General features: G+C 62.5%; 1 pseudogene. It reads right to left on the bottom strand.

Annotated features, from left to right (window positions below):
* A pseudogene (locus EOA27_RS39875) lies at positions 1 to 456 on the bottom strand (elongation factor G); the annotation flags it as partial.

The following is a 456-nucleotide window of genomic DNA, read 5'->3' as shown; positions in this document are numbered from 1 at the left end:
CGCCGTTGCCTTTCTCGGCCGTGCCGATCAGCACCGGCGTCACCGCGCCGGCGCGCAGGTCAGCCGAGAGATCGTCGAAGATCGCGTCCTTCGGCGGCTCGATCTCCTCCAGCAATTGCTCCATCAGGTGATCGTCGTGATCGGCTAATGTTTCCAGCATGGAGAAACGCGCTTCCAGCTCGCGCGCCTTGTCGTCGTTCGGGATCTCGGCGACCTGGCTTTCGGCGTATTCGCGATAGATGTAGGCGCGCTCCAGCGCCAGATCGATCGAGCCGATGACGATGCCGTCCTTGCGCACCGGAATCTGGCGTAAGAGCAGCGGTACCGAACTTGCCGGCTGCAACATCTTCAGCGTCTCGCGCACGCCCGCAATCGCCTTGTCGACCTTGTTCAGGAACAGGATGCGCGGAATGGCGAGATCGTCGAGCTTGCGCATGATCAGCTGCAGTGCCGGGA

The organism is Mesorhizobium sp. M2A.F.Ca.ET.037.01.1.1 (genome assembly GCF_003998075.1).
GTDB lineage: Bacteria > Pseudomonadota > Alphaproteobacteria > Rhizobiales > Rhizobiaceae > Mesorhizobium.
This window is presented reverse-complemented; position numbering and strand designations above follow the sequence as displayed.